Source organism: Micromonospora sp. NPDC051543, from assembly GCF_044454415.1.
Lineage (GTDB): Bacteria > Actinomycetota > Actinomycetes > Mycobacteriales > Micromonosporaceae > Micromonospora.
Genome location: NZ_JBITDT010000001.1, coordinates 509,430 through 530,585, shown reverse-complemented (window position 1 = coordinate 530,585; position 21,156 = coordinate 509,430). Strand labels below are relative to the sequence as shown.

19 protein-coding genes are annotated in these 21,156 nt (G+C 69.9%); 9 read left to right on the top strand and 10 right to left on the bottom strand.

The annotated features are described in order from the left end of the window. Nucleotides 1–57: 57 nt before the first annotated feature. On the top strand, nt 58–1,110 hold the full coding sequence (locus ACIA3K_RS02535; protein ID WP_396798658.1) for an NAD-dependent epimerase/dehydratase family protein: 1,053 nt from the start codon (nt 58–60) through the stop codon (nt 1,108–1,110). Nucleotides 1,111–1,139: 29 nt separating this feature from the next. Here ACIA3K_RS02535 and rfbD read toward each other — a convergent pair whose 3' ends face one another. Continuing rightward, nucleotides 1,140–2,072, bottom strand: a complete 933-nt coding sequence (rfbD, locus tag ACIA3K_RS02530; protein ID WP_396798656.1) for a dTDP-4-dehydrorhamnose reductase — start codon at nt 2,070–2,072, stop codon at nt 1,140–1,142. 181 nt (nt 2,073–2,253) lie between these two features. On the opposite strand from rfbD, the gene ACIA3K_RS02525 reads away from it, so the two are divergent. The 6 genes from ACIA3K_RS02525 to ACIA3K_RS02500 all read left to right on the top strand — a co-directional run bounded on the left by ACIA3K_RS02525 (nt 2,254) and on the right by ACIA3K_RS02500 (nt 9,612). Next, nucleotides 2,254–4,632, top strand: coding sequence for a discoidin domain-containing protein (locus tag ACIA3K_RS02525; RefSeq protein ID WP_396798654.1), 2,379 nt, complete (start codon nt 2,254–2,256; stop codon nt 4,630–4,632). Between the two features lie 556 nt (nt 4,633–5,188). Further along, on the top strand, nt 5,189–5,860 hold the full coding sequence (locus ACIA3K_RS02520) for a hypothetical protein (RefSeq protein WP_396798652.1): 672 nt from the start codon (nt 5,189–5,191) through the stop codon (nt 5,858–5,860). A gap of 118 nt (nt 5,861–5,978) precedes the next feature. Beyond that, entirely contained in the window at nt 5,979–6,533 is a 555-nt protein-coding gene (locus ACIA3K_RS02515; protein ID WP_396798650.1) for an HDIG domain-containing metalloprotein, read from the top strand. A 158-nt stretch (nt 6,534–6,691) separates the two neighbouring features. Beyond that, nucleotides 6,692–8,011, top strand: a complete 1,320-nt coding sequence (locus tag ACIA3K_RS02510; protein WP_396798648.1) for a multiprotein-bridging factor 1 family protein — start codon at nt 6,692–6,694, stop codon at nt 8,009–8,011. Between the two features lie 148 nt (nt 8,012–8,159). Beyond that, a complete protein-coding gene (locus ACIA3K_RS02505) occupies nt 8,160–8,339 on the top strand; it encodes a hypothetical protein (protein WP_396798646.1) in 180 nt (59 codons plus the stop codon). Beyond that, nucleotides 8,326–9,612, top strand: a complete 1,287-nt coding sequence (locus ACIA3K_RS02500) for a helix-turn-helix domain-containing protein (protein ID WP_396798644.1) — start codon at nt 8,326–8,328, stop codon at nt 9,610–9,612. The genes ACIA3K_RS02505 and ACIA3K_RS02500 overlap by 14 nt, the downstream gene beginning before the upstream one ends. 156 nt (nt 9,613–9,768) lie before the next feature. On the opposite strand, the gene ACIA3K_RS02495 is transcribed toward ACIA3K_RS02500, so the two are convergent. The 3 genes from ACIA3K_RS02495 to ACIA3K_RS02485 all read right to left on the bottom strand — a co-directional run bounded on the left by ACIA3K_RS02495 (nt 9,769) and on the right by ACIA3K_RS02485 (nt 13,422). Further along, on the bottom strand, nt 9,769–10,611 hold the full coding sequence (locus ACIA3K_RS02495) for a hypothetical protein (RefSeq protein WP_396798642.1): 843 nt from the start codon (nt 10,609–10,611) through the stop codon (nt 9,769–9,771). Between the two features lie 224 nt (nt 10,612–10,835). After that, on the bottom strand, nt 10,836–12,002 hold the full coding sequence (locus ACIA3K_RS02490) for a hypothetical protein (protein ID WP_396798640.1): 1,167 nt from the start codon (nt 12,000–12,002) through the stop codon (nt 10,836–10,838). Nucleotides 12,003–12,555: 553 nt separating this feature from the next. Further along, a complete protein-coding gene (locus tag ACIA3K_RS02485) occupies nt 12,556–13,422 on the bottom strand; it encodes a metallophosphoesterase family protein (protein ID WP_396798638.1) in 867 nt (288 codons plus the stop codon). 168 nt (nt 13,423–13,590) lie between these two features. Here ACIA3K_RS02485 and ACIA3K_RS02480 point away from each other — a divergent pair, with 168 nt between their 5' ends. Continuing rightward, complete coding sequence (locus tag ACIA3K_RS02480) at nt 13,591–14,442, top strand: alpha/beta fold hydrolase (protein ID WP_396798637.1); 852 nt, start codon at nt 13,591–13,593, stop codon at nt 14,440–14,442. Between the two features lie 95 nt (nt 14,443–14,537). Here the strand turns inward: ACIA3K_RS02480 and ACIA3K_RS02475 are convergent, their stop codons facing one another. The 5 genes from ACIA3K_RS02475 to ACIA3K_RS02455 are packed head-to-tail and all read right to left on the bottom strand — an operon-like array spanning nt 14,538 to nt 19,094. Further along, the gene (locus ACIA3K_RS02475; protein ID WP_396798635.1) at nt 14,538–15,167 is read right to left on the bottom strand and encodes a hypothetical protein; all 630 of its coding nucleotides are present in this window, start codon (nt 15,165–15,167) and stop codon (nt 14,538–14,540) included. Next, nucleotides 15,164–16,570, bottom strand: coding sequence for a selenium-binding family protein (locus ACIA3K_RS02470; RefSeq protein WP_396798634.1), 1,407 nt, complete (start codon nt 16,568–16,570; stop codon nt 15,164–15,166). The genes ACIA3K_RS02475 and ACIA3K_RS02470 overlap by 4 nt, the downstream gene beginning before the upstream one ends. 15 nt (nt 16,571–16,585) lie before the next feature. Further along, nucleotides 16,586–17,317, bottom strand: a complete 732-nt coding sequence (locus tag ACIA3K_RS02465; protein WP_396798632.1) for an ABC transporter ATP-binding protein — start codon at nt 17,315–17,317, stop codon at nt 16,586–16,588. After that, nucleotides 17,290–18,120 carry an ABC transporter permease gene (locus tag ACIA3K_RS02460; protein WP_396798631.1) on the bottom strand — a complete coding sequence of 277 codons (831 nt, stop codon included), beginning with the start codon at nt 18,118–18,120 and terminating at the stop codon, nt 17,290–17,292. The genes ACIA3K_RS02465 and ACIA3K_RS02460 overlap by 28 nt, the downstream gene beginning before the upstream one ends. Beyond that, a complete protein-coding gene (locus ACIA3K_RS02455; RefSeq protein ID WP_396798629.1) occupies nt 18,117–19,094 on the bottom strand; it encodes an aliphatic sulfonate ABC transporter substrate-binding protein in 978 nt (325 codons plus the stop codon). Before ACIA3K_RS02455 ends, ACIA3K_RS02460 begins: the two co-directional genes overlap by 4 nt. Before the next feature lie 156 nt (nt 19,095–19,250). Between ACIA3K_RS02455 and ACIA3K_RS02450 the strand changes: the two genes are divergently transcribed. After that, entirely contained in the window at nt 19,251–20,435 is a 1,185-nt protein-coding gene (locus tag ACIA3K_RS02450; RefSeq protein ID WP_396798628.1) for an LLM class flavin-dependent oxidoreductase, read from the top strand. A gap of 332 nt (nt 20,436–20,767) precedes the next feature. On the opposite strand, the gene ACIA3K_RS02445 is transcribed toward ACIA3K_RS02450, so the two are convergent. Further along, the gene (locus tag ACIA3K_RS02445; RefSeq protein WP_396798627.1) at nt 20,768–21,154 is read right to left on the bottom strand and encodes a hypothetical protein; all 387 of its coding nucleotides are present in this window, start codon (nt 21,152–21,154) and stop codon (nt 20,768–20,770) included. Between the last annotated feature and the right edge of the window lie 2 nt (nt 21,155–21,156).

Genomic DNA, 21,156 nt, shown 5'->3' with positions numbered 1-21,156 from the left:
GCCCGAGCCCGAGTTGCCGGCACCGGCCGACGGCCCTGTCGTATCGAGGAGTTCCAGATGGTCCTGCCCGACATCGCCGTCAGTCCCGAACCGGCGCCAATCCCGGTGCCCCGGCGCGTCCTGGTGATCGGCGGCGCCGGCTTCATCGGCAGCCACGTGGTCGCCCGGTTGATGCTGATGGGAAGCGAGGTTCGCGTCCTCGACAACTTCTCCACCGGGCGGCTGGAGAACCTCGCGGATGCCGCGTACGGCGGGCTGACCGAGGCCGACGTGGTGACCGGCGACATCCGCACTCCGGAGGGCCTGGAGATCGTGCAGCAGTGGCAGCCCGAGGTGGTGGTGCACCTGGCCGCGCAGCCCAGTGTCCCGGCGGCCCGCCGCTCGCCCCTGTACGACGCCGACGTGAACGTGTTCGGCACCGTCAACGTGCTCGACGCCTGCGTCCGCAACGGCGTACGGCTGGTGATCAACGCGGCCAGCAGCGCCATCTTCGGCCGGGTTCCCGCCAACGAGCTGCCGATCCGTGAGGACCACGCGATCGCGCCGGTCAGCCCGTATGGCATCAGCAAGGCCGCCGGAGTGCACTACCTCGACTGGTACGGGCGGCAGCACGGCCTGGCGTACACCTCGATGGTCTTCGGCAATGTCTACGGCCCTCGGCAGGAGGGCGGCGACTGCGGCGTCGTCTCCCTCATGGCCGATGCCCTCGTCCGTGGTCGGCAGGTGGTGATCTCCGACGACGGCGCGCAGACCCGGGACTTCATCCACGTCAGCGACGTCGCCGAGGCGGTGGCCGTCGCCTCGCACCACCCGGGGGCGGGGATGGTCAACATCGCCTCCGGGCGGCAGACCAGCATCAACGACGTGTACGACGCCGTCCGGGACGCGTGCGGGGTGGTGGCGGCGGCCCGCTATGAGCCGCTGCCCTGGCCGGGGGAGGTACGCGCCATGGCGCTCGACATCCGCAAGGCCCGTGAGCTGCTCGGGTGGTACCCGAAGGTCGGCCTCACCGAGGGTGTGCGGATGACGGTGCGCGACGCCCGCCGCCGCCACGGCGGCCAGGTCCTCGCCCAGGCGCGCGAGCTCGACCCGGTGGCGGCGACCCAGTAACGGCGTCGGGGATGCCCGCCTCCGGCGGGTTACCGCCCCAACGTCTCGAGGCGCGGTGAGCGGGCGCGGGCGGTCTCGGCGAGAGCGGCGAACACCGGTGCCCGCAACGCTTCTGCGAGCTGCTCGCGCCACGACGCCTGCGGGCTGACCCCGGCCACCCGCCACCGCCCGTGCTCCAGCACGCCGTAGGCGGGACGCTGCGCGGGGCGGGGAAACATCGTGTGCGGCACGGCGTGGACCCGCTCCGGGTCCAGCCCGGCAAGCTCGAAGAGCGCCCGGGTCAGGTCGTACCAGGTCGAGTGGCCGGCGCTGGTGCCGTGGTAGATCCCCGGCGGGGCGACCCCGGTGTGGGCCGCCTGGCCCAGCTCCACCAACTGCCGGGCCAGCGCCCGGCTCCAGGTCGGCTGGCCGGTGTGGTCCGCCACCGCCCGTACCACGCGGGACTCGGCGGCCTGGGCGAGCATGGTGGCGACGAAGTTGCGCCCGTGTTCGCCGTACAGCCAGGCGGTACGGACGAGGTAGCCCTGCTCGGGCAGGAGCCGTAGCAAGGCGTGTTCGCCGGCGAGTTTGCTCCGGCCGTACGCGTTCACCGGGCCGGTGCGGTCGTGCTCCTGGTAGGGGCGGCGGGCGGTCCCGTCGAAGACGTAGTCGGTCGAGATGTGCAGCAGGCAGGCCCCGGAATCCGCGCAGGCCCGGGCCAGATGGCCGACGGCCGTGCCGTTGACGGCTGTCGCGTCGTCCTCGGCGTCCTCGGCGGCGTCCACATTGGTCCAGCCGGCGGCGTTGACCACGATGTCGTGGCCCGGTACGAGGTGCGCGACCGCCGCCGGATCGGTGACGTCGAGTGTCGCGTGGTCGGCGATGGTCACGGACGCGCCGGGGTGGTGGGCGAGCGCGTCGACGATGTCGCGACCCAGCATGCCGTGCGCTCCGGTCACCAACCAACGAGCTGCTGTCTCCATCGAAACAGGATAAAACGTACATAAGACCCAAGCAGAGCTTTTAGGGCATGAAACATGACAGGCTCGCACCGCTTCCCGGAACCTGACGAATTTTTGCATTGATCAGTCCCACTCTTGCTGAACCGCATTCGGAACTGCCACGATGGCCGTCAATGCCTTCCGTCCCGAAGGAGTGGTCCCCATGGCGGTAACCCGCCGCAGGTTCGTCACGTCCGTGTTGGCGGGCTCCGCCCTCGCCGCCGCCTCCACCACGAAGCTCCTCGCCAGCCCCGCCCAGGCCGCCAGCCCTCCCGGCGACGTGGTCGGCAAGGTCACCGTCGGCTACCAGGGCTGGTTCAGCGCCCCCGGCGACTCCGCGCCGATCGGCGGCTGGTGGCACTGGAGCCGCGACCGGTTCCAGCCGCCCTCGCCCAGCAACACCACCATCGTGTCCTGGCCGGACATGCGCGAGTACACGCGCAGCTATCCCACCGCGTACCCGAACCTCGGCAACGGATCGCCGGCCACCCTCTTCTCCTCCTACGACCAGCAGACCGTGGACACCCACTTCCGCTGGATGCAGGAGTACGGCTGCGACACCGCCGCCCTGCAACGCTTCAACCCGACGGGCGACGAGGGGCCGACCCGCGACGCCATGACGCTCAAGGTCCGCTCGGCGGCCGAGCGCTACAACCGCAAGTTCTACATCATGTACGACGTCACCGACTGGCTCACCATGCAGGCGGACATCAAGACCGACTGGCTGAACAAGATGTCGACGCACACCGCGTCCAGCGCGTATGCCCGCCAGAACGGCAAGCCCGTCGTCTGCATCTGGGGTTTCGGCTTCAGCGAACCGAGCCGCCCCTTCACCCCCGGGCCGTGCCTGGAGGTCATCAACTGGTTCAAGGCGCAGGGCTGCTACGTCATCGGCGGCGTGCCCACCTGGTGGCGGCAGGGCATCAACGACTCCCGCTCCGGCTTCCTCGACGTCTACCACGCCTTCAACGCGATCTCGCCGTGGATGGTCTACCGGACCGACACCCTCGAAGGCCTCGACTCGTACTACAACAACGTCAACATCGGCGACATGGCCGACTGCGCGGCGCGCGGCATCGACTACCTGCCCTGCGTGATGCCCGGTGACCTGGCCGGCGGGCACCGCCGCCACGGCGACTTCTACTGGCGGCACATCTACAACATGGTCCGGCTCGGCTCCCAGGGCCTCTACGTGTCGATGTTCGACGAGTACAACGAGGGCAACCAGATCGCCAAGACCTCCGAGACGCAGGCGACCACCCCGGCCGGCGCGAACATCCGCTCCCTCGACGAGGACGGCGTCGCCTGCTCGTCGGACTACTACCTGCGGATCACCGCCGACGGCGGCCGGATGCTCAAGGGACAGCTCGCCCTCACCGCGACACGCCCCACCCCGCCCATGGTCGGCACCCCGCCCCCGACCAGCGGCGACCTCGCCGCCGGCCGGTCCGCCTCGGCCAGCAGCCAGAACGGCTCCTTCGTGGCCGCGAACGCGGTCGACTCCGACGCCGGCAGCTACTGGGAGAGCGGCGGCGGCTCGTTCCCGCACTGGTGGCAGGTCGACCTGGGCGCCAGCCAGCAGGTCAGCCGCCTCGTGCTGCGGCTTCCCGCCGGCTGGGAGGCGCGTACCCAGACCATCACCGTGCAGGGCAGCGTCGACGGCAGCTCCTTCTCGACCATCGCCGGGGCCTCGGCGTTCGCCTTCGACCCGGCGACCGGCAACACCGTCAGCCGCACGCTGACGACCACCACGGCCCGCTACATCCGGCTGAGCATCGCCGGCAACACCGGCTGGCCGGCGGGCCAGCTCGCCAAGGTCGAGGTGTACGGCTCCAGCGCCACCACGGACAACCCACCGACCGTCCCGAGCGGTCTCGCGGTGACCGCCAAGACGTCGAGCAGCGTCTCCCTGGCCTGGACGGCGTCGACCGACGACAAGGGCGTCACCGGCTACCAGGTACGCCAGGGCGGCACGGTCGTCGCCACGGTCACGGGCACCACGGCGACCGTGAGCGGGCTCAGCGCGTCCACCTCGTACACCTTCACGGTCGTCGCCCGTGACGCCGGCGGCAACACCTCGTCCGCGTCGAACGCGGTCACGGTGACCACCGACGCCGCCGCCAACTCCGACCTCGCCCGCGGCCGGTCCACGTCGGAGAGCAGCCACGTGCAGAGCTACGGCTCGGGCAACGTGGTCGACGGCGACGCGAACAGCTACTGGGAAAGCGCCAACAACGCCTTCCCGCAGTGGGTGCAGGTCGACCTGGGCGCTGCGCGCACTGTTGGGCGGGTGGTGCTCAAGCTGCCGCCGTCGTCGGCGTGGGGTGCTCGGACGCAGACCGTCGCCGTGACCGGCAGTACGGACGGTTCTAGCTTCGGGACGCTGGTTGGAGCGGCGGGGCGGACGTTCGATCCGTCGACGGGCAACTCGGTGACGCTGACGTTCAGTGCCGCGCAGGCTCGCTACGTGCGGATCACCGTTACCGGCAACACCGGCTGGCCGGCCGGGCAACTGGCGGCACTTGAGGTGTACGCGAGCTGACCGGACGTGGGGCGGCCGCCGGACGCCGACCGGCGGCCGCTCCTCCCGTTGAACACCCAGGCTCTAGCGGTGCTGATCGATGCTTCACACAAGCTCGGTGATGACAAATCGCGGTAGCTCAAGTTCGGTCGGTGGCGCGATTCTGAACGTTCCACCCAACGCCTGCGGCGTCCATCCAGCGCCGAGGCCGTAATAGACAAGATCGCGTACATCCTCGGCTGTCGGGTAGGGATACGTCTCCCCGCTGTCGTGCACGTCCGTCTCGACGTGCCGACCATCAGATGCAGCGGTCGGCCGCTCGGTCAAGTCGGCCTGTAGGGCACGACCAGTTTTTCCCGCACCCCACACGCGAAGCCTTATGCAGCGGTGAAGACGACCATCAGGGCCAGATGCGGACCGAATGTCGGCCTGCCAGGTGAACTCCCGACCGTCGATGTGGAGCGTGCGCAGCCTCGACCTCATCTCGCCAATCTTTCCAGCCAGACGGTCACCGCACGAGCCCGCAGCCCTTGACGCCGCGAATAGCGTTGAGCGCAAGGTAGGGGGAAGGTGACGCATGGTGAATCTTCTAGCGAACGGCTTGACCGCTCTCGTGGCACTGCTATCCGTAGCCCTTGGCGGCTACCTCTCCATCCGGGCTCAACGCAGACACTGGGATCGAGATCACCTCCGCCATTGGCGTGATATTCGGCTTAGCGCCTTCGACGACTTTCTGTCAGCCTTTCGCTCCTACATTGCCTTTGCTTTGAACCCGAGTGCCAAGATCGACGCCGTGCCGGATGCGTATTCGCCGGGACACTTAATGCCGATATTTGATAACGAAGGCACCGATTACAAAGAACGAATGGAGGCCGCCAAGACCAAGGTCCGCCTCGTCGCTCAGTCTCAGGAGACGTTGGACGCCCTCGCTGAAGCAGTCCAGCAAGCGCGTCAACTGGCCGCCGATCGTGCGAGCAGCGGCGTGGGCGACATCCCACAGGAGCGCATCAAGAAGGTATGGACAGCCGAACACGCCTTCTTGGCCGCCGCGCGGTTAGAGCTCTCACTGCCGCCCGTCAGCTTTCCGGCATACGCATCGCCGCAAACAACAGGTACAGGTCTAGTTCCGCAGTCGTGGTCGCCATCGCAGTCGTCCCCGTCGCACAGCACCGAAATGCAGCCGCCTACCCGACCGCTCGATCTGCGGGCCAGCCAGCAGAGGGCTGGCGAGCTGCGTACCGAGCCGTAGGCGAGCGCCTCGCCGGAATCCTGTCTCGGATCTCGCGGGCGCAGGCGTCGTGCGGGTATTCGCCCTCGTCGACCTAGCCATAGCCACCCTAGCTGGGCTCGGGCTTTAGAATTCGCGCGTGGGTCCTCCCTACCAACTAGCCGCGGCAACCTCACAGCGTCACCTGCGAAACGCGATACCCCGACGCTGGCTGCATGTCCAGGCAGTGGCGGCCAAAGCCACGCAGCTTGCGCACCTGGTCGGGGACGATGCGGAGTTGCTGACGGCGGCGGCATGGCTGCATGACATCGGATACGCCCCGGAGGTCGCCGATACGGGTTTCCACGCGTTGGATGGCGCACGGTGGCTTCAGCGCCATGGCTTTGGAGACCGGGTCGCGGCTCTGGTCGCCCATCACTCCTGCGCTGTCTATGAAGCAGACGAGCGCGGTCTGGGACAGGCTCTGGCCGATGAGTTCCCGCGCGAGGAGACGGCGACCTCGGATGCTCTCTGGTACGCGGACATGACGACTGGTCCGGACGGGCAGGATCTCACCGTCGATGAGAGGCTGGCGGAGATTCGGCAGCGCTACGGGCCGAACGACGTGGTGACTCGGTTTTGGCAGAAGGCTGAGCCCATGCTCCTAGGTGCCATACGTAGGACTCAGCATCGCATTTCCGCTCATCCGATGTGACGGTCGCGGCGCTGACTGAAGCGTGATCGAAAACTGATGTCAATCCTGCTGGGAAGCGGCGTGCGTTTGGCTATGGCTCGGGCGACGATGGCGGCGGTACTGTCCGAAGTGGCAGTTGCCAAGCTCTGCCCTGCCTGTATAACCCGTAGGGAGCAGTGATGCCGGAGTCCGCCTCGTCTTTCGCCGAACGGCTCCGCGCTTTGATCACGGATCGCGGGATCAGCTATCGCACGTTGGCGCGCCAGACCTTCTACAGCAAGAGCTACCTGCATGACCTGGCCTGCGGTCGGAAGACGCCGGCCCTGAACACTGCTCAGCGCCTGGACACTGCCCTGGCGGCGGGTGGGACGCTGGTCGCGCTCGCTCCGGTCCCTGTTGTCGACGAGGAGCGGACGGCCATCGGTGGGGCGCAATCGCTGCGGAACGATGCGGAACAGCTCGCGGACCTGCTCGTCACGCAGACGCCCACGAACGAGAACGCTGCCGTGCTGGCCCATCAGTGGTTGATCACTGAGCCGCCTCAACGGTATGAGCTGGGCGCGGGCCGGCGGGTCGGGGACGAGACGGTGGCTCGGATCGAGGATCGGGTTCGTCAGCTCCGACGGCTGGACGACCACGTGGGCGGTGCCAAGACCTACGCCATGGTTTCCGCCGAGCTGGCCGCCACCGCCGACCTGCTCCGTGGGGGTAGCTATCGGGAAGCCGTGAGTCGGAGGCTGCTCGTCGTCATCGCTGACCTGTGCCAGTTGGCGGGTTTCGTCGCCGAGGACGCCGGTCGGGTCGCGGAAGCACGCCATCACTACCTGACCGGCATGCGCGCTGCACACGCCGGTGGTGACGCTGCAAGTGCTGCCAACTGTCTCAGCAGCCTCTCCTACCTTGAGGCGAATCTTGGCGACCGGCGCGAGGCAGTCACTTTGGCTCGATCGGCCTACGTGGGGGGCCGGCACGCGGCCGAGGCCACCGGCCAAGCTCTGTTGCTTGAGCGCGTTGCCTGGGCGCATGCGCGCATGGGCGAGGCAAGTCTCGCCGAGCGAGCCCTGGGCGATGTCGCTGAGATCTATCAGCACGTCGACCTGGGCGATGCGCCTTCCTGGGCGTACTGGTTGACCCAGGACGAGGTCCAGGTCATGGCGGGGCGGGTGTGGACTGAATTGCGGCGGCCGCTCAGGGCGGTACCCATGTTGGAAGATGCCATCCGTCGCTACGGCGACGACTCGCCCCGCGAGACCTCCTTGTACCTCGGTTGGCTCACCCAAGCGCTGCTGCAAGCCGGAGAGGTTGAGCAGGCCATCGCCGTGGCTGGACGTTCCGCGGCTCTGGCACGCTCGGCGCGGTCGCAACGTGCCGTTGACCGTGTCGCCGAGCTGCGTCACATGATCGCCGCCGTCGACGACAGGACGAGCGCCGCTGACGAATTCCTAGAGCTGTCCGCTGGCCTGTCCGCCGATCCAGGCGGACACCTCGAAGGACAGTAGCGGACGCGATCCGTCTGGATCGCAATCAATGGTCGTCACAGGCTGTCACCTAGGCATCGCTGAGTGGTCGCCCGATGGGGCGCGGCGAGCCGGGCGCGGCGGCCAACTGGTCATGTGCACGTCGCGCCCCGACCCGTGAGGTGGGGGAATGAGCGGCAGGCACCATTGGCACGCCGACTCGACGGCGAGCAAGGGTGAACAGGTTGAGGCGGTCGAGCGGGAGGCTGCCAAGCAGCGCATCCTTGCTCAGGCCGAGGCGGAGCGCGTACCCGTGGACGACACGACCCGTGCGGTCCCGGACCGGCGGTGGCGGCGTGAGCAGCGATGACTTCCCCATCGGACGACGGGTGGCCGGTTGGCGGGTGCGGCGTTCGATGACGCAGCAGATGCTGGCCGACCGTCTGCGCAGGTCGAAGAGCTGGGTCGACAAGATCGAGCGCGGCGTCCGCCCCCTGGACCGGTACTCGGTCATCCAGGAACTCTCCCGCGTCCTGCGGGTCGACCCGGAGGTGCTGCTCGGTCAGCCGTCCAGCACCCCGGCGAGCACGCCTGTCGGTGTGGACGACATCCGAGCCGCGCTCGCCCGCTACGACACCCCGCCGACCCCACCACACCTGCACGACCTGAGGCGGCAGGTTGGGCACGCCTGGTTGACCTACCAGCACGCGCACTACCCGCAGTTGGTGCGCGCGGTGCCGGCTCTGCTGGACGCCGCCCAGGGCACGCGGTCGCCGGAGGTGCTGGTGCAGGCGTACCGGATCACCGCGCTGCTGCTGGTCAAGCTCGGCGAGGCCGACCTCGCCTGGCTGGCCGCCGACCGCGCGATGGGCGCTGCCCAAGACGAGCCAGTTCTCGCGGCGACGGTGGCAATCGCGGTGGCCCAGGCGCTGCGCGCGTCGGGCCGGGACCGCCTGGCCCTGTCGGCGACCCTCACCGCTGCACACCGTGTCCTCCCACGGTCGGCCGACGAGAGTGATCAAGAGGTTTGTGGCACTTTTGGAGATCAAAGTCGACGCAAACCTCTTGATCACCGGGGACAGGGCGAGCACGCAGGGCCGGGTGATCGTCGAGCGTGGGCGGTGGGTGGGACGTTGCTGGTCCAGGCCGCCCTCGCTGCCGCTGGCTGCGGCGAGCACCGCCGCGCCACCGAGCTGATCGACCGGGCCGCGGGCGTCGCCGCCAACCTTCGCGGGTACGACGACCCGCACGGCACCAGCTTTGGGACGGTAACCGTGGAGATGGCGCGGGTAATCCTCGCAGCCCAGCGGGGTGACGTCGACGGCGCACTGGCGCGGCATGTGAGCGTCGTGCGGCGGGAGGTGTGGCGGCGTTTGCCGGCCGAGTATCGGGGTGCCTACCTGCTCGACGTCGCGCGGGTCTACGTGCACGCCGGGGACCTGCGCGGGGCGGCGCGGGCCCTGGTCGACGCGGACAGTGTCGCGCCGGGTGAGGTTCGAGGGCGGCCTCTGGCGCGTACTCTCATCGCCGATGTCGCCCGGGCCAAGCCGGCGCCGGCGGGCGTGGCGCGGCTGGCGACGCTGGTCGGGCTTGTTCGGCCGCCGGACGCCGACCGGCGGCCGCCACCCACCGCGCTTTCGTAGGCCGACGCTTGCGCTGGTCACCGATACGGATACGTCAGTGGAGCGGCCGTCGGCCACGCGGCGGTTACACACAGCTCGTCAACGGCCCAGCGGCTGGTGCTCCAAATCGTCATCATCAACGATGCCAACGCGGATGGCACCGTCAACCGATCCGGCTCAGCGCGTCTCGCTGTGGGTCGTGCTGAGCCTCGCGCAGGCCAGCACGGTCAGGGCGGCTCCGAGCAGCAGCACCGCGACGGCGACGGCGGTCTCGACGTCGGGCCCGGTCTCGACGGCCACCGACACACTCACGCCCGTCTGGTAGAAGGCGTCGCTGCCGCGCGGCTCCGGCCGACTCCGCCAGGCATCGTCCGCCGCGAGCCAGGCCACCGCGGCCAGCAGCGTGGCACCCACTACGGCGATCGGGGCGGTGCCATGGCGCCGGACCGCGCGGCTCACGACCCAGGCATACCCCCCGAGTACGAGCAACACCGCCACGGCCACATTGGTGAAAGAGCCGAGCAGAGCGGCCAGCCCCGACGGGAGGAGGGCGACGAACACCAGGGTGACCAGCGTGAGCACGCCCACGGCCGGCGCGGCCCGGCCGATCCGGCGCAGCCGATCCCGCGGCAACCGTCCGACAGCGACGCCGAGGAAGACGCAGGCCAGGATCAGACAGCTTGCCACGGCCAGCTGTCGCAGGAACTGTGTCCGCTGCCGTACCGGGTCGGTCACCAGCGCGATCAGCTCGCTCGCGCTCGGCGGCGCGTCGCCGAATGACGGGGCCGCCCATCCCCACATTTCCACGACACCCGCGAGGGTGAGGAGGAGCAGGCCACCCTGCAGCAGCAGACGTGTCGACCGGGGCACGGCGGGACCGGTCACCGCGGGGTGGACGGCGAGGACACCCAGCACGACGACGCCGCCGGCCCCGGTCGCCCAGAGGGATCCGAACAGCGCGCCCACGACGGCGAGCAGCGCGGCCCCGAGGAGCAGCAGAAGCTGCTTCGCTGAAGGCATCCGCACAGGGTATACAGGCGGATCCCAAACTTTGCGCCTGCGGCTGGAACCGAGTCGATCTTCCGGAATGCCGGCATGCTTGGCGTGCGGCAGGAACGGGCGGCACACGCCGGTGGCCCGGATCGTTGTCGACCCGGGCCACTGGCGTGCTCTCTGGTGTCGTCGCCGCTGGCCTTAGGCCCAGACGACGGATCCCGACTGTGGCCGCCGAGGCGGCGGTCCTGTCACCACCAGGTTGCGGTGCAGCCGCCTTTTGCTGCGGCGTTGCCCTCGCACAGCTTGACCTCGATGGAGGTGTTCGCCTCTACCGTCACGTACTCTGCGGCCCCTCGGGGAACGCCCGACGGCGGGATGTAGCGCACCCCGGAGGGTGTGCGTACGGCGAGGACGGCGGAGTAGAACGGACTGCTCGTGTTGGTCACGACTTTGGCCTTGAGGGTCCACCGGCCGTCCGGAAGCTGGTACTTCGTCACGTAGGCATTGGCGCCGGCCCGGGCGGTGGCGACCGTCTTGGTCCCCGTGTAGATGGGGGCGCCTGGTCCGAAGCCGGTCAGGTAGTAGCTGTTGGCGACGTTCCAGTGGCTGGCCAGATAGGTGCCGGCCGCCGGGGCGTAGTTGAAGTAGTCGTCGTTGTTGCAGTCGATGATGTCGCCGACCGCGGTCGGGCACTCGTTTTTCAGGCCTCCCGACGGCAGCCCGCCGTCGTCGTAGCAGAGGATGTCCTGGTCGTCCCAGCAGTGCCCGAACGGGGTGGCGTGCGGTGCGCTCGCCTGGACCGCACCCATCGCGTGCAGCAGTTCGTGCCCGGCGGTGTTCCAGGCCCAGCAGCCCTCGTCGATCATCGCCCAGCCGGGCCCGGAGTTGTAGGGACTGCCCGAGCCTGGGCTGTCGCTGTCACCGGCGTCGTTCCAGCCCAACCCGCACTCGTGGGTGCCCTGGTAGAACGTGAGGTAGATCCGGTCAGTCCGGTTGTAGCCGCGAGCCTTCATCGCGGCGGCCACCTTCTCGGGGTTGTTGATCTCGCTGGCCGGCACCTCGACGTAGGCGACAATCGGGTTACAGGCAACAGAATGGACGAAAATGACGTGGCGTACACCGCCGCCACGCTGTGCGGCCTCCAGATATGCCGCGTCGATCTTCGTCGCCCAATCCTGGATCTTCGGATCCATCTCGGGATAGCGGTTGGTGCCGCCGGTCGGGCGGACGTAGACGAGTTGGACGCGGCGACCGCTGACACCATCGCCGACACACACCACCGTGGACGCGGCGTTCGCCGGATTGGCCGGCAGAACCACGACCGGTGTCGCAACTGCGGCGATCAACCCAATCGCCACCGCTGACCGGCGGAGCCGGCCCCATATTTCCTTTACCACAAAGCCTCCCTGCATCACTCGCGCTGGCCTGCCCAACGCGATCGGAGCCCCGCAGTCTCCAGCCCAAGAACAGCGGTAAGAACTGGGGGTTGATCATGCTCGGGTACGGCCCGTGCCGGGCCGTACCCGTCGGTGACGGTCGATGCTCAGGCGGCGGGGTCATCAAGGGCGGATGGACCGGCTACGGCGGTGGTAATCCGGCCGCGTGGTCAGTCAGTGTGTGCAGCCAACTTGCCCTCTGGTACCAACCACCGAAAACACGTCCTGAGTCGCGGTAGAACCCGGCGCGGTGCTCCGGAGCACCGCGCCGCGTAGGTGTTCTGGCGGTAAGCCTGGCCGGCGATTGGTGATGCGGGGAAGGGTCTGAGCTGTGCGAAACAGTCCCGAACACGTCGCCTCGACGGCTACCTGCGGCCTTGGGCGCGTGGGGCGGCACGCGCTCTGGTCGACGCGGACAGTGCCGCGCCGGGTGAGGTTCGGGGGCGGCCTCTGGCGCGTACCCTCATTGGCGATCTTGCGCGGGCGAAGCCGGCGCCGGCCGGCGTGGCGCGGCTGGCGACGCTGGTCGGGCTTACCCGGTGACGGACTCGCGGCGGCGCACGTCGTCGGCGGGGTTGATGGTGCGGACCGGGTTGGGGACCGGGCCGCGTCGCCGCCACTCGCGGGGGTAGCCGAGCGAGACCTCCTCGAAGCGGACGCCGTCGTAGAAGGTCGTGCGGGGGATGTGCAGGTGCCCGTAGACCATCGTGGACGCGCCGAAGCGCAGGTGCCAGTCGCGGGTGCGGACGGTGCCGCACCACTGGGCGAACTCCGGGAACCAGAGGATGTCGGTGGGTTCGCGCATCAGCGGGTAGTGGTTGACCAGCACGGTCGGCAGGTCCGGGTCGCGCTCGGCGAGCCGGCGTTCGGTCTCGGTGACGCGGGCATCGCACCAGGCCTCGCGGCTCGGGTACGGGTCGGGGTGCAGCAGCGCCTCGTCCGTGCAGACCACGCCGGCCGCGTACGCGATGTCGAGGGACTCCTGTTTGGTGCTCGCCTGGGGCACCCGGAACGTGTAGTCGTAGAGCACGAAGAGCGGGGCGATGGTGGCCGGGCCGCCCTCGCCGTCCCAGACCGGGTACGGGTCCTCGGGCGTGACGACGCCCAGGCGGCGGCACATCGCCACCAGTTCGCGGTAGCGGGTCTCGCCGCGCAGGTGCTCGGGGTCGCCGGGCGGCGTCCACAGCTCGTGGTTGCCCGGCGCCCAGACGACCTTCGCGAAGCGGCTGCTCAGCAGCTCAAGCGCCCACTCGATGTCGGCGAACTTCTCGCCCACGTCACCTGCCACGAGCAGCCAGTCGCCGGGGTGGTCCGGGCGTAGGTCCTGGACGAAGGCGCGGTTCTCCGCGTAGCTGATGTGCAGGTCGCTGACGGCCCGCAGCCGGGGGGAAGCGCTCACGCCTTGAGGCTAGGCGGCGGTGGCCCGATCGGCACACCCCGATCTGGCCGTGTCCTCCTCCGCTCGCCGTCGGCTACCACGGGACGTGCCGGCCGGCCGGCATATCCGGGGACCCGGCGGGAAAGCGCGGGGCGTCCGAGAGCCCGAAACCGGAGCAGGAGACGAAACATGCCTTTCATCACCGTGGGGACGGAAAACTCCGCACCCATCGACCTGTACTACGAGGACCACGGTTCCGGTAAGCCCGTGGTGCTGATCCACGGCTTCCCGTTCAACGGAGCAACGTGGGAGAAGGAGACCAGGGCGCTGCTCAACGCCGGATACCGGACGATCACCTACGACCGTCGCGGTTACGGCAACTCGGCGCAGCCGGCGTTCGGGTACGACTACAACACGTTCGCGGCGGACCTCGACGTGCTGATGACCGAGCTGGACCTCAACGACGTGACCCTGGTGGGTCACTCGATGGGCACCGGTGAGGTCGTTCGTTACCTGGGCAACTACGGCTCCCAGCGGGTCAGCAAGGCGGTGCTGCTCAGCCCGCTCGAGCCGATGCTGGCCAAGGCGGACGACAACCCCGAGGGCGTCGACCGGAACCTCTTCAAGGGCTTCCAGGACGCCATCATCAAGGACCGCTTCGCCTACCTGACGTCGTTCTGCGACGCGTTCTTCAACCCGGACCAGAACATGGGCAAGCGGGTCAGCGAAGAGGCGTACCGGGCGCACTGGCAGATCGGCGCGATGGCCTCCGCCAAGGCCACCCACGACAGTGTGGACGCCTGGCAGGAAGACTTCCGGCCGGACCTGCCGAAGATCAACATTCCGGTGTTGATCGTGCAGGGCGACCAGGACCGGGTGCTGCCGTACCCGGTGACCGGTCAGCGGCTCGGCCCGATGATGCCGACCGGCACGCTCGTCACGCTCAAGGGCGCGCCGCACGGCATCCCGTGGACGCACGCCGACGAGGTCAACAAGGCGATCATGGACTTCATGAAGCAGCCTGCGAAGGCGCGCGCCTGACCCGTATCGGTAGCCGATCGGACGCCAGCGCCGTAACGGCGCTGCGGCACCCGGCCCCAGGGTTTCGCACCGGGGGCCGGGTGTCGGCGTCCGCCTCACGCCCGGATCAGCGTCACCAGCCCCGCCGCCACCAGCACGCCGGCCCAGAGCCGGTCGACGTTGAACCACGCCTTGCGTAGCACCCCCACCCCGAGCACCTCGTAGACCAGCACCGCCACGACCAGGGCCGTGCCGAACATCGCCACGGTGTGCACGCCCGCCGCGGCCAACCCGGGCAGCGCGCCCACCGGCGCGGCGGCCAGGTGCCCCGAATGGCCCCCGGCAGGCGGCTCGGCCACCAGCACCGGCAGCAGCATCAACCCCGCGCCGTGCGCCGACGACATGAGGAACGACCAGCCGGCGAGCTGTGCCGCCGACAGTCGCATGCCCGCCCAGCGAAAGTGCCGCTCGGAGAGCAGCCGCCACAGCCCGAAGCCGACCAGCAGCACGCCGCCCACCACCGCCAGGGCGGTGCTCGCCGTCACCGAGCGGGTCGACGTGACCAGGGCGGCGACGATCGCCACCGAGGCCAGGTGCCCCGCCGCGATCGGGGGCAGGGCCCGCAGCAGCGCCGAACGGCTGCGCTCCTGAAGACCCCGCGCCACCGCGAACAGCCAGCCCATCGCCGGGTTCAGGCCGTGGAACGCGCCGAGCGCGGCGAGGGTCGCCCAGGTGGCGACGGTCACGGGAAGCAGTACGAGTCGGAGGACGCGTCCCCGCCCTGTAGGCGCGTCTGGTGCACGCGCAGCCCCCGGAACTCGTCACCGTGCGGGAAGAACCGTTCGTCGGGGGTGAGCCCGCCGGCTTCGACGTCCACGTCGAGCTTGGCCAGCCACGCGCCCACCCCGTCGGGATAGAACTGGTCGTCCCACGCGCCGTAGAGGGAGTTGCTGACGTAGACGCGCCGGCCGTCCCGGCTGACCTCCACCATCTGCGGGCCGCCCGCGAGGGCCTCGTCCGGGGCGGACGGGTGCGCGGTACGACGCACGATGCCGCCGAGGTGCACCGAGCCGGTCTGCACCGGGTGCAGCGGGTCGCTGACGTCGTACTGGCGTAGCTCACCGGTGCCCCAGCACGACACGTAGAGGAACCGGTCGTCGACGGAGAGGTCGATGTCGGTCACCAGTGGTGGCACCGCGCCGAACGGCTTGAGCAGGTCGGGCAGGTCCGCCGGGTCGGCCGGCTCGGCCGGGATGTCGATCACCTTGGTGACCGCCCAGGCGTCTCCGTCGCGGTGCCACAGCCACACCGAGGCGGACAGGTCCTCGACGCTGATCACCACCCCGACGAACCCGTACGACTTCGTCGGATCGTGCGCCGGGCGCAGCTCCAGCGGCATCTGGTACTGATCGCCCAGGTCGACCCGCTGCACGTGCCGGCGCTTGGCGAGATCCCAGAAGTGGATGGCGTGACCGTAGCGGCGGCCCAGCAGCAGCTCCCCGATGATGCCGTCCTCGATCATCGACGGGGTGCCCCACTCGCTGGTGACCAGCACGTCCTGGTTGAGGTGCCACCACACGTCGTACGCGAGGAACTGCGGCCCCCGGTCGGCCTCCCACGCCCCGCGTACCTCGAAGGTGGTGTGGTCGAGGATCGCGACGCCACCCGGACCCTCCTCGCCGTCCGCGCCGCCGAGCGCCGACAGGTAGATGCCGTCCGGGCCACAGTGCACGGTGTGCGGCCGGGAGTAGCCGGCCCGTTTCGCCAGCTCCTCCGGGCCGATCACCTTGACGACCTGCGGCTGACGCGGGTCAGGCTGGGTGTCGATCACGTGGATGCGCGAGGAGCGCAGGCCCGGCACGATCAGGTAGCGCCGCTCCACGTGCGGGTGCGGGGCGGTCGGGCAGAGCGCGCTGCTGCACGCGTTCCAGCCGAAGTGGTGCAGCTCGTCGCCGAGGTGCGGCAGGTCGGTCCAGCCGACGACCCGGCCGTAGTCGGCGGAGTCCGGGTCGGTGTCGAGCACCACGATGGCGTCCGGGCGGCTGGCCGTACGGTCGAAGGCCGCCACGTAGGCGAGCTTCTCGGCCGGCGCGGTGGCCGCCTCGCGGGGTGACGGGTAGAAGGTGGGGTCGGGCGTCCAGCGGGTCATCGCATCTCCGCTTCGTCAGGTGGTGGGAACGCCGAGTCGGTCGAGCAGGAGACGGCGCAGCGCGCCGAAGCCCGGGTCGTCCGGCGTGCGGGTGGGTGCCAGGTCGACGGGCAGGTCCGCGGCGATGCGGCCCTCGTCGAGGAGCAGGATCCGATCGGCGAGCAGCAGCGCCTCCTCCACGTCGTGGGTGACGAGCAGGGCGGCGAAGCCGTGTTCGGCGCGCAGCCGGCGCAGCAGCACCTGCATCCGCAGCCGGGTGAGCGCGTCGAGGGCGCCGAACGGCTCGTCGAGCAGCAGCAGGTCCGGTTCGCGGACCAGCGCCCGGGCGACGGCGACCCGCTGTGCCTGCCCGCCGGACAGCTCGGCGGGCCAGGCCCGGTGCCGCTCGGCCAACCCGACCTCGGTCAACGCCCGCTCGATGCGGCCGGCGGTGTCCGGGCCGGTCAGCCCGAGCCCGACGTTCGCGGCCACCCGCTTCCAGGGCAGGAGCCGGTGCTCCTGGAAGACCACGGCGGCGGTGCCGTGCACGACGGTCTCACCGGTGGCGTCGCCGTCCAGGCCGGCGAGGATGCGCAGGAGGGTGCTCTTGCCTGAACCGCTGCCGCCGAGCAGGGCCACGACCTCGCCCCGGGCGATGCTGAGGTCGACCCCGGCCAGCACGACCGTCGGCCCGAAGGACCGGCGGATCGCAGTCGCGGTCAGCACCGGGGTCGCGCCGATCAGGTGGCTCGCAGTCCGCGTCGCCATGTCAACATCCTCCTCTCCGCCACGCGTAGGGCAAGGTCGGATATCAGCCCGAGCAGCGCGTAGACGAGCAGGCCGAGGACCACCACGTCGGTCTGGCTGAACTCCCGCGCCTCCATCATCAGGAAGCCGATGCCGGTCTGGGCGTTGACCTGCTCGCCGACCACGAGGCTGAGCCAGGCCGCGCCGATCGCGAGGCGCAGGCCGAGAAAGAGCGACGGCAGCGCCCCGGGCAGCACCACGTGCCGCAGCCGGGCGGCCGGCCCGAGCCCGCAGGCCCGGGCCGCCTCCACCAGCCGTTCGTCGATGTCCCGAATGCCGGCGTACGTGTTGAAGTAGACCGGGAAGAACGCGCCGAGCGCCACCAGGCTGATCTTCAACGACTCACCGATGCCCACCCAGATGATCAGCAGGGGGACCAGGCCCAGGTGCGGCAACATACGGGCCATCTGCACCGGAGGGTCGACGAGGTCGTCGCCGAGGCGCAGCAGCCCGGCCACCGTGCCCAGCACGAGCGCCAGCACGCCGCCGATGAGCAGCCCCGCGCCGGCCCGGGTGAGGGAGTCCACCAGGTGCACGGCGAGGGTGCCGTCGCGGGACAGTCGCCAGCCGGTCGCGAGGACGTCGCTGGGCGCGGGCAGCTTCTCCGGCGCCAGCACGCCGGTCCGGGCCGCCAACTCCCAGCTCAGCACCAGCGCGACCGGGCTGACCAGCCGCCGCCACCGCCGGGCCCGTCGGGGGCGCGCTTCGGCCGTCGCCTCGGCCGCGACTTCCGGCGGCGTGTCGAGCAGAGGGGTACGACTCACTGGAACACCGCGCTGAAGCGGTCGTCCACCCGGCTCCTGATGTCGACCGGTCCCGGGATGAGCTCCAGCGCGATGAAGCTGTCGGTGATCGCCTGGAGTTCGTCGCCGATGGCCGGGCTGACCGGGGCGAGTGGCTTGGCGCTGCGAGCCAGGGCGCGACTGGTCACGTCCTCCGGGATCTTCAACTCCGGCGCGAGGACGCGGGCCCGCTCCTGCGGGTTGGCGATGCCCCAGTCGGTCACCTCGCGGTACTTCTGCAGGAACGCCCGGACGTCGTCCGTGCGCTTGGTGACCGCGTCGGGGGCGGCCAGCACGTACTCGCGGTTGCTGGCCAGGCCGGTCGCGTCGGCGAGCACCCGTACGCCGGGCTGCTCGGCCAGGGCGAAGTACGGGTCCCAGATCACCCACGCGTCGACCTGCCCGCTGTCGAAGGCGGGCCGTCCCTCGGCCGGCTTGAGGTACTTGACGTTGATGTCGCGCAGCGTCATCTTGTTGGCCTCCAGCAGCCGGACCAGCAGCCAGTGCACGTTGGAGCCCTTGTTGAGGGCGACCGTCTTGCCCTTGAGGTCGGCGAAGCTGCGGTAGCCACTGTCGGCCTTGACGAGCACGGCCTCACCCTGCGGGATCGGCGCCGAGGTGCCGATGATGGAGAACGGGATCTTGCCGGCGGCGGCGAAGACCGGCGGGGCCTCGCCCACCTGTCCGATGTCGATCGACCCGGCCTTGAGCGCCTCGGTGAGCGCCGGCCCGCTCTCGAACAGCGACCACTCGACGCCGGGGGCCGCGTCGCGCGCCTTGACCAGGCTGAGCCCGCCGAAGCGCTGGTAGCCGATCCGCAACTTGCCCCCGTCGTCGCCGGCGTCAGCCGACCCGCCGCAGGCGCTCACGCCGCCCGTGGCGAGCAGGACGACGGCGGTGATCGCCGCCGTGAGCAGGCGGCGACGCGGAGGATGACCAGGTGAGGGGGTACGCATGACGGCTCCTTGGACGAGCGGGTGGGCCGGGCCGCGTCGACCGGCGTGGGATGGCGTGGGCGGTAGCCTACTAACCCGATAGGTTTTATCGGTAGGCTGTCGGCGGGTTCGTCCCACCCCTCAGGAGCGCCACGCGCACACACGGAAAGAGTCCCGATGACCCTCACCTTCCACTGGTTCCTGCCCACCAACGGCGACAGCCGGGACGTCGTCGGCGGTGGACACGGCGTACCCACCGGCACGGCCGGAGGCGCCCGCCCGCCGAGCGTGGCCTACCTGGGTCAGATCGCCCGCACCGCCGAGCAACTCGGCTTCGTCGGGGCGCTCACCCCGACCGGCGCGTGGTGCGAGGACGCCTGGCTCAGCACCGCGATGCTCACCGAGGTCACCGAACGCCTCAAGTTCCTGGTGGCGTTCCGGCCCGGCCTGACCTCACCCACCCTGGCCGCGCAGATGGCCTCCACCTTCCAGCGGCTGTCCCGGGGCCGACTGCTGCTCAACGTGGTCACCGGCGGCGAGTCGACCGAGCAGCGGGCGTACGGCGACTTCCTGGACAAGGACGCCCGGTACGCGCGCACGGATGAGTTCCTGCACATCGTCCGCGCGCTGTGGCGGGGCGAGACCGTCGACCACGCGGGCGAACACCTGCGCGTCGAGCAGGCGCGACTGCACCGGCTGCCCGACCCCACGCCGCCGGTCTACTTCGGTGGCTCGTCCGCCGCCGCCCTGCCCGTGGCCGTACGGCACAGCGACGTCTACCTCACCTGGGGCGAGCCACCGGCCCAGGTCGCCGAGAAACTCGACCGGGTACGGGCCCTGGCCGCCGACGCCGGCCGGGAGTTGCGCTTCGGCATCCGGCTGCACGTCATCGCCCGCGACACCGCCGACGAGGCGTGGGCACAGGCCCGCCGGCTGCTCAACGGCATCGCCGAGGCCGACATCAAGGCGGTGCAGGAGGGGCTGCGCCGCAGCGAGTCGGAGGGACAGCGCCGGATGCTCGACCTGCACGGCGGCTCCCGCGACAGCCTGGAGGTCGCACCCAACCTGTGGGCCGGGGTCGGCCTGGTACGGGGAGGGGCCGGCACCGCCCTCGTCGGCAGCCACCGCGAGATCGCCGACCGGATCGCCGAGTACCACGCGCTCGGCATCGACGAGTTCATCCTCTCCGGCTACCCCCACCTGGAGGAGGCGTACTGGTTCGGCGAGGGCGTCCTGCCGATCCTGCGCGAACGCGGCCTGTGGCAACGCCCCGACGCCCAGCCCGTGGACCTCCCGGATATCCCCTTCGCCGGCACTACGACCCGCCGCCCGACGCCGGAGCCCGCGATCGTTGGTCGCTGAGCGACACGACACGACGTGCCGTTTGCGGCTGAGCAGCCAACGATCATCGGGTCACCCGCCGCTGCCGTCCCGCTGACCGGCCCATGGCGCGGACGAACAGGTAGGTGGCGCGCGCCAGCACCCAGCGACGCGTCGCCGCCTACCTGCCCGCTCCGTCCGTGCCGCTAGTACGTCAGCCACGACGCCGACGACGGACTCTGGCAACTCATCGGCGCGAGCGACGCCGACCCCGCGACGCCGCGCGTGTCAGCGGCATGTGGGGACGCCCTGCGTTGGTCCGGGCACTGCACCTGGAGGTCGGCCTGCCGTACGCACGGTGCCGGTACCGTACGTCACTGAGCCGAGGGGTGGCGGAACGGCCGTCCTCCTTCGGTCTTCGGTAACGCTGCAATTTTCGCAACCCACTGGTCGACGTAGGTCTTAATTCCCTCGGCATTGCGCGCAGTGGTCAACCAGTCCCACGCAGCGTCACGAATCTCCCGTTGGGCGATCATCTCGGTGCCATCGCCGTAGTCGAACGGGTAGCCGTCGACAATGTCCGACAAGTCCCCGTAGATGTTGTACAAGCGGCCGACGTGGGCGGGGGGCAGGTCGATCAGCGCATACATCAGGTCCCCGATGACCCCCACCGGGTCTTCTCTGCCCTTCAGCACTCGATGCATGTATCCATCGATGAGGTCGATCACAGCAGCCAAGGAAGACGATACGGCGTGGGTCACCC